This is a genomic window from Pseudoflavonifractor sp. (assembly GCF_050943825.1).
GTDB lineage: Bacteria > Bacillota > Clostridia > Oscillospirales > Oscillospiraceae > Pseudoflavonifractor.
Genome location: NZ_JBMNPX010000020.1, coordinates 43252 through 50864, shown reverse-complemented (window position 1 = coordinate 50864; position 7613 = coordinate 43252). Strand labels below are relative to the sequence as shown.

At 62.1% G+C, this 7613-nt stretch carries 7 protein-coding genes; 3 read left to right on the top strand and 4 right to left on the bottom strand.

Translation table 11 applies throughout. The features are described from left to right. The 3 genes from ACOX7T_RS13000 to ACOX7T_RS12990 form a co-directional block, all read left to right on the top strand. Positions 1-2225 (top strand): fibronectin type III-like domain-contianing protein (locus ACOX7T_RS13000; RefSeq protein WP_433443459.1); only part of this gene is annotated, 2225 nt, incomplete at its 5' end. Between the two features lie 16 nt (positions 2226-2241). After that, positions 2242-2676, top strand: coding sequence for a sodium:proton antiporter (locus tag ACOX7T_RS12995; RefSeq protein ID WP_433443457.1), 435 nt, complete (start codon positions 2242-2244; stop codon positions 2674-2676). A gap of 303 nt (positions 2677-2979) precedes the next feature. Then, entirely contained in the window at positions 2980-3132 is a 153-nt protein-coding gene (locus ACOX7T_RS12990; protein WP_433443454.1) for a hypothetical protein, read from the top strand. A gap of 89 nt (positions 3133-3221) precedes the next feature. Here ACOX7T_RS12990 and pflA read toward each other — a convergent pair whose 3' ends face one another. The 4 genes from pflA to ACOX7T_RS12970 form a co-directional block, all read right to left on the bottom strand. Continuing rightward, on the bottom strand, positions 3222-3980 hold the full coding sequence (pflA, locus tag ACOX7T_RS12985; protein ID WP_433443451.1) for a pyruvate formate-lyase-activating protein: 759 nt from the start codon (positions 3978-3980) through the stop codon (positions 3222-3224). Continuing rightward, complete coding sequence (grcA3, locus tag ACOX7T_RS12980) at positions 3967-4209, bottom strand: autonomous glycyl radical cofactor GrcA3 (protein ID WP_006574759.1); 243 nt, start codon at positions 4207-4209, stop codon at positions 3967-3969. Before grcA3 ends, pflA begins: the two co-directional genes overlap by 14 nt. Positions 4210-4250: 41 nt before the next feature. Further along, complete coding sequence (gene pflB, locus ACOX7T_RS12975; protein ID WP_433443448.1) at positions 4251-6350, bottom strand: formate C-acetyltransferase; 2100 nt, start codon at positions 6348-6350, stop codon at positions 4251-4253. A 172-nt stretch (positions 6351-6522) separates the two neighbouring features. Next, positions 6523-7599, bottom strand: a complete 1077-nt coding sequence (locus ACOX7T_RS12970; protein WP_433443463.1) for a glycosyltransferase family 2 protein — start codon at positions 7597-7599, stop codon at positions 6523-6525. Positions 7600-7613 lie beyond the last annotated feature (14 nt).

The following is a 7613-nucleotide window of genomic DNA, read 5'->3' as shown; positions in this document are numbered from 1 at the left end:
GCTTCTACGGCGTGGCTGACGTGCTCAACGGCACCGTCTCTCCCTCCGCCCACCTGGGCGACGTGTTCGCCAAGAACAGCGCCCTGGCCCCTGCCATGATGAACTACGGCAACATCCCCTGGGCCAACGCCGCCGACTTCCCCTCCGAGGCCAACGTCAACTCCTATCTGGTGGAGGCCGAGGGCATCTACACCGGCTACCGCTACTATGAGACCCGCTATGCCGATATCGTCATGGGCAACGGCGGCGCCGAGGCCTCTGCCGGTACCTACGCCAATGCCGACGGCACCGTGGCCACCGCCGACGGCATCTGGGATTACAGCAACGAGGTGGTCTATCCCTTCGGCTACGGCCTGAGCTACACCACCTTTGAGCAGACCCTGGACAGCGTGGAGATTAAGGGCGACAAGAAGACTGCCACCGTGACCGTCACCGTCACCAACACTGGCGACGTGGCCGGCAAGTCGGTCATCCAGCTCTACGCCCAGGCCCCCTACACCGACTACGACAAGCAGTACCACATTGAGAAGTCCGCCGTGCAGCTGATGGACTTCGAGAAGACCAACACTCTGGAGCCCGGCGAGAGCCAGACCATCACCATGAACGTGGACATGGCCAACCTGGCCAGCTATGACTCCGAGAACGCCAAGACCTTCATCGTGGAGGACGGCGACTACTACTTCGCCATCGGCGATGACGCCCACGACGCCCTGAACAACATCCTGGCCGCCCAGGGCTACACCACCGCCGACGGCATGACTGCCGACGGCAACGCCGCCAAGACCTGGAAGTGGACCTGGACCGGCGGCGTGGACGCCGAGACCTTCTCCGTCAGCAAGGCGGGTGTGGAGATCACCAACGCCCTGAGCGAGGGCGACTCTGCCATGGACATCAACTACTTCCTGCCCGGCACCGTCACCTACCTGACCCGCAGCGACTGGGACGGCACCTTCCCCAAGACCATCAGCGGCCTGACCGCCAACGAGGAGCTCTCCCATCTGCTGGGCAACGACTTCATTGAGCTGGCCACCGATGAGGACACCTCCGACCTGGTGTTCGGCGACACCACCAGCACCCTGACCATCAACGACATGAAGGGCGCCGACTTTGACGACGAGCGCTGGGACGAGCTGCTCAACAAGGTCACCGTCCAGGAGTTCCTGGACTTTGCCTCCAACGCCTTCCACAACATCGCCGCCATCCCCTCCGTGGGCCTGCTCCAGTATGCCGCTGACGACGGCCCCGGCGGCTCCGACTCCCACTACCTGACCGAGGGCTCCTACCAGGGCGTGCCCTACGAGGACGCTGCTGACTATGACTACGGTACCCGCGTGGCTCCCACCCCTCAGAACCTGGCTTACAGCTGGAACAAGGAGCTGGCCTATGAGAACGGTGAGATCATCCTGGGCGAGAGCACCCTGGTGCTCAACCTGCCCATCATGATCGGCCCCGGCATGAACATACACCGCCACGCCTACAACTCCCGCGGCGCTGAGTACTACTCCGAGGACCCCATCCTCTCCGGCTACATCGGCTCTGCTGTGGTCCAGGGCGCCCAGTCCAAGGGCTGCCTGGTGAACATCAAGCACGCCGGCTTCAACGACCAGGAGATCAACCGCTCCGGCATCGCCGTGTTCATGACCGAGCAGAAAGCCCGTGAGCTGGAGCTGCGCAACCTGCAGCAGGCCTTTGAGGCCAACGGCAAGCCTGCCTCCTTCGTCAATGACGAGACCAAGGCCGACACCTACACCACCGGCGCCCTGGGCGTCATGTCCTCCTACAACCGCATCGGCGCCGTGGCCCCCAGCGCCAACTACGGCGTGATGGTCCAGATCATGCGGAACGAGTGGGACTTCAATGGTTACAACGTCACCGACTTCACCGGTGTGGACCTGAAGGCCGCCCCCAAAGAGTCCATCCTCTACGGCACCACCGCCTTCTGCGGCTTTGGCGTCAGCGAGAACGTGACCTACTGGAATCCTGAGGCTCTCAGCGGCGACCACGACATGCTCGCTGCCATCCGCCAGAACACCCACTACATCCTCTACGCCATGGCCAACAGCGCTGCCATGAACGGCGTCAACTCCACCACCCACACCGAGAACGTGATGACCTGGTGGCGTGTGCTCTATATCACGCTGATTGTGGTCTTTGCCGTGGCCACCGTGGTGTGCCTCATCGGCTTTGTCTTCAGCAAGCGGAAGAAAAAGGCGCAGGCGCGCTGAACAGGAGGAAAGAATTATGGCAACTACGAAGCTCGCAAAATCCGGTCTGTCCGTCTGGGTGGCCCTGGTGACCGCCGTCATCGGCCTGGTGGTCTATCTGGTCACCTCCTTCACCGGCTATCTGGCCGGCAGCGCCACCAACCCCGCCCCCATCGTGTGCACGGTCATCGCCATTGTGCTGGCGGTGGTCCTGGCCGCCGCCGGCGATAAGCTGGGCGGCGGGGTGCTGGACCTGGCTGTCCTGGCCACCACCGTGCTCCTCATCGTCAGCTTTGCCCTCTTTGCCCTGGGCCGGGTGAGCCTGGTGGCCGACGTGTACTTCATCCCCGTCAACTACCCCGCCGCCGAGGAGACCGCCCTGAACATCTCCATCGTGGGCCTGGTCAGCTATCTGGTGTCCATCGTGGCCATGATCGCGGCCTGCTTCTCCGGCAAGCTGTCCAGAGACTGAGCACAGCATACAAAACACCCAGCTTCCCACTTGGGAGGCCGGGTGTTTTGCGTGGGTGATCTTGTGTGCGCGTCAGACGCACAAATTAAGAAAAAGAAAGAAGGCAGGGCTGGAGGTGTTGACGTTAAATGTCTTGATGTGTTATAATTCAGACGGAGAAAAGAAGAAAAATGACATATTCTTGCAAAGAACATTCTGAGGATGCCTGCATCATTGTCCGCGAGAGAAAGCCTGTTCGTGTGTAAACTAGGAGGTATTTCTATGTTTGCTGATGTGTCTTGCAGAGTCAGGATGAACGTTGATTTGATTGAAAAAGAGTGCAGCCTTCCGCCCTTCGGCGCGGCTGAGCGAAAGGCCATGCGGCAGGCAAGTAGGGCGGAGGAGGAGTTCCGCCGCTCCAAGGGCTACCCGCCCAACACCCTCTGGGGAAAGATTAAGCGCCTTTTCCAGGAATAAAACCATGGCCCCCAGCGAACAGACCGACATAAATCACCAGGACCGGCTTCCCATCCCACGGGAAGCCGGTCCTTTTGCGTGTCTGATATTCAGTGCTGCGCTCCGCCCCTGGCCTGCCGGAGCCCGTCCAGAATCAGGTTCCGGGCGGCCCTGGCCTGCTCCTTCTCCATGGCGGGTACGCCGGAGAGGGGATAGGGAATGCCCAGCGCCTCATACTTGGCAGCGCCCATGGTGTGGTAGGGCAGCACCTCCAGTCCCTTCAGGTTCCGGAAGGGGGCGATGAGCCTGCCCAGGGTGGTCAGCTCCTGGGGGGAGTCGGTGAGGCCGGGCACCACCACATGGCGCACAATCATGGGCACCTTGGCCCGATCCAGTGCGCGGGCAAAGGCGAGCACCGGGGACTGGTCCTGTCCGGTGAGGTGCCGGTGGCCCTCCGGGATTGCGTGCTTCACGTCCAGCAGCACCAGGTCGGTGACGGCAAAGAGAGCGTCAAACTCCTCCTGCCGGTCGGGCCGGTACACGATACCCGAGGTGTCCAGGCAGGTGTGGATGCCCTGCGCCTTGGCGGCTGAGAACAGCTCGGTGAGGAAGGGCAGCTGGAGCAGGGGTTCCCCGCCGGTGGCGGTGATGCCCCCCTGGCGGTAAAAGCCCTTGTTCCGCTGGTAGGCGGCCAGCAGCTCGTCCACCGTCATCTCAGTGCCGCCCTCGGTGCCCCAGGTGTCCGGGTTGTGGCAGTAGAGGCAGCGCATGGGGCAGCCCTGGAAGAACACCACAAAGCGGATGCCGGGACCGTCCACCGTGCCGAAGCTCTCCACCGAGTGGATGCGCCCCGTGTTACATGCCCTCATGGAAGGTGCGGGCGATGACCTCGTCCTGCTGCTCCTTGGTCAGCTTGTGGAAGTTGACCGCGTAGCCGGACACCCGGACGGTGAGCTGGGGGTACTTCTCCGGGTGGGCCTGGGCGTCCAGCAGAGTCTCCTTGGTGAACACGTTGACGTTGAGATGGTGGCCGCCCTTCTCGGCGTAGCCGTCCAGCAGGGCAACCAGGTTGTCAATCTGGGAATCGGTGACGTGCATGGAATTTTGCTCCTTTCGAGGGTGAGGTGTGGAAAACGGGATTACTCCTCTTCGTCGCTCAGGTTGGGCTCGCAGCAGGCGCAGTCCGGGTCCATCTCAAAGGTGATGGCGTCGTCGAAGAGGATCTGGTCGTCCTTGCCCAGGGCGCCGGGGATGATGGAGAAGGTGTTGGAGATGCCGTCCTGCGCGTCCTTGAAGGGCAGCTTGGACACCGAGCTGAGGGAGGCCACGGCGCCGTGGGAGTCCCGGCGGTGCATGGGGTTGGCGCCGGGGGCGAAGGCCTCGCCGGCCTTCCGGCCGTCGGGGGTGGAGCCGGTGTTCTTGCCGTAGACCACATTGGAGGTGATGGTCAGGATGGAGGTGGTGGGGATGCCGCCCCGGTAGGTGTGATTGCCCCGGACGTAGTCCATGAAGCCCTGGACCACGTGGTAGGCGATGGAGTCCACACGGTCGTCGTCGTTGCCGTACTTGGGGAAGTCGCCCTCCACCTCGTAATCCACCACGATGCCGTTCTCATCCCGGATGGTGCGCACCTTGGCGTACTTGATGGCGGACAGGGAGTCGGCCACCACGGACAGACCGGCGATGCCGGTGGCAAACCACCGCTTCACGTTCCGGTCGTGGAGGGCCATCTGGATGCGCTCGTAGCAGTACTTGTCGTGCATATAGTGGATGATGTTCAGGGTGTTGACGTACACGCTGGCCAGCCACTTCATCATGTCCTGGAAGCGCTCCACAACCTCGTCGTAGTCCAGGTACTCGCTGGTGATGGGGCGGTAACGGGGACCCACCTGCTTCTTGGAGATCTCGTCCACGCCGCCGTTGATGGCGTACAGCAGGCACTTGGCCAGGTTGGCCCGGGCGCCGAAGAACTGCATCTCCTTGCCCACCCGCATGCTGGACACGCAGCAGGCGATGGCGTAGTCGTCGCCGTGGGTGACCCGCATCAGGTCGTCATTCTCGTACTGGATGGAGGAGGAGAGGATGGAGGTCTTGGCGCAGAAGCGCTTGAAATTCATGGGCAGCCGGGTGGACCAGAGCACCGTCAGGTTGGGCTCGGGGGCGGTGCCCAGGTTCTCCAGGGTGTGGAGGTAGCGGTAGGACATCTTGGTGACCATGCTCCGGCCGTCAATGCCCATGCCGCCGATGGACTCGGTGACCCAGGTGGGGTCGCCGGAGAAGAGGGCGTTGTACTCGGGGGTGCGGGCGAACTTGACCAGCCGCAGCTTCATGATGAAGTGGTCCACAAACTCCTGGATCTGCTCCTCGGTGAAGGTGCCGGCGGCCAGGTCCCGCTGGGCGTAGATGTCCAGGAAAGTGGAGGTGCGGCCCAGGCTCATGGCCGCGCCGTTCTGCTCCTTGATGGCGGCCAGGTAGCCGAAGTAGAGCCACTGGATGGCCTCCTGCACGTTGGCGGCGGGGCGGGAGATGTCAAAGCCGTAGATCCTGCCCAGCTCCTTGAGCTCCTTGAGGGCCTTGATCTGCTCGCTGAGCTCCTCACGCTCCCGGGTGACGCCGGAGTACATGATGATGCGGGTGGTGTCCTTCTGGTGCTGCTTGTCCTCGATGAGTCGGTCCACGCCGTAGAGGGCCACCCGGCGGTAGTCGCCGATGATGCGGCCGCGGCCGTAGGCGTCGGGCAGGCCGGTGATGATATGGCTGGAGCGGCAGGCGCGCATCTCAGGGGTGTAGGCGTCGAATACGCCCTCGTTGTGGGTCTTGCGGTGCTTGGTGAAGAACTCCACAATCTGGGGGTCCACATGGTAGCCGTTCTCCTCGCAGGCCTTCACCGCCATGCGGATGCCGCCGTAGGGCTGGAGGGCCCGCTTGAAGGGCTTGTCGGTCTGGAAGCCCACGATTTTCTCTCTGCTCTTGTCCAGGTAGCCGGGCCCGTGGGAGGTGATGGTGGAGACAATGCTGGTGTCCATGTCCAGCACGCCGCCCTTTTCCCGCTCCTGGCGGGACAGGTCCATCACCTGGGCCCACAGGGCCTTGGTGTCCTCCGTGGGGCCGGCCAGGAAGGACTCGTCGCCCTCATAGGGGGTGTAGTTCTTCTGGATGAAATCCCGGACATTGATCTCCTTCTGCCATACGCCGGGGGTGAAGGAGTCCCACTCCGGTGCGATGCGCGTTTCTTCCATAGAAGTCTCCTTTGTACAGATTTGGCTGCCGGGCGGATTGCAATACCGCAATGGTTAGCTTGAGCTAATTATACTATTTCAGTATGAATTCGTCAAGAGCAGCGTGAAACAGTAAAAATGGACATTCGACCGAAAAAGTATACTATCTTTAAAGGTAGCTTGTCAAGGAACGTCAAGAGAAAGACAAAGAGGAGAAAAAAGTCCGGTTCTGGAGGACAAATGGGTCCTCCGGACGGAAGGAGGCGGCCAGCTCATTGAAGGCCTTGGCCTTCTCTACATCCCCCAGATGGTACCAGCAGACGCACAGCTCTATGGCGGGGAGGTATCCGTAGCAGTCTGGGGAGACGAAGGCACCGGAAGTGTCGTCCCGCTTTCGGGTAAGGGCCAGCTCGTACCAGAAGGCGGCCTGCCGCCACTGCTCCCGGGCCAGAAACCAGCCGCCGATGTCGCAGCACACCTCAGCCCTTGGGGTGTCCAGGGTCAGGCTACGGAGCAGGGAAGAGAGTGCGTCCCCATCCCGGCCCAGGGCGGTCATGCACTGGGACAGCAGGCGGCAGGCTTCGATTTGATTCTCCAGCCACCCCTTTCCGCTGTCCAGAAAGGTGGTGAGCACCTTGGCAGCTTCCTCAAAGCGGCTGTGATACCACAGTTCCCGGGCGTAGTAGAACTGATTCCGTGGGTCCAGGGCCTTGCCTGCGGCCAGCTGGGCCTCATAGATACACAGGTTGCGGTCCGGGTCGCCGGAACCCTCCTTTTTGTGGGACACCGCCGCGTCTGACCAGCGGATTTCCCCGGCAGGGGTGATGGCCTCGTGGACAACCCCCGCCCAGCGGAAACGGGCTTCGTTGCGCACCACCCGCTCCCGGTGATAAGTGAAGGTGGGCTGGCCCTGGGGGTCAAAGGCGGTGTGGTAGGGCATCATCACCACGTCGGCCTGGGGCAGAAGCTGTTTCCGCATGGCACGGAACTTTGATCGGTCGTCCTCTGCTATCACATCATCCGCGTCCAGCCACATGCAGTAGTCGCCGCTTGCCTGTTCAAAGGAGAAGTTACGGGCGGCGGCGAGGTCGTCCACCCACGGGAAGTCAAAGAGCTTATCCGTAAACTTCCTGGCAATCTTTTTTGTTCCATCGGTGCTGCCGGTGTCCACAATCACAATCTCGTCCACCAGATCCGCCGCGCTCTCCAGACACCGGCCCAGCACGGCCTCCTCGTTCTTCACAATCATACACAGGCTGATGGTACACAAAGGCGTCCCCTCCC

Coding starts and splice junctions, on each gene's coding strand:
- ACOX7T_RS12995 (WP_433443457.1), top strand. CDS start 2,242: ATGGCAACTACGAAGCTCGCAAAATCCGGTCTGTCCGTCTGGGTGGCC.
- pflA (WP_433443451.1), bottom strand. CDS start 3,980: ATGAGGGCATGTAACACGGGGCGCATCCACTCGGTGGAGAGCTTCGGC.
- grcA3 (WP_006574759.1), bottom strand. CDS start 4,209: ATGCACGTCACCGATTCCCAGATTGACAACCTGGTTGCCCTGCTGGAC.
- pflB (WP_433443448.1), bottom strand. CDS start 6,350: ATGGAAGAAACGCGCATCGCACCGGAGTGGGACTCCTTCACCCCCGGC.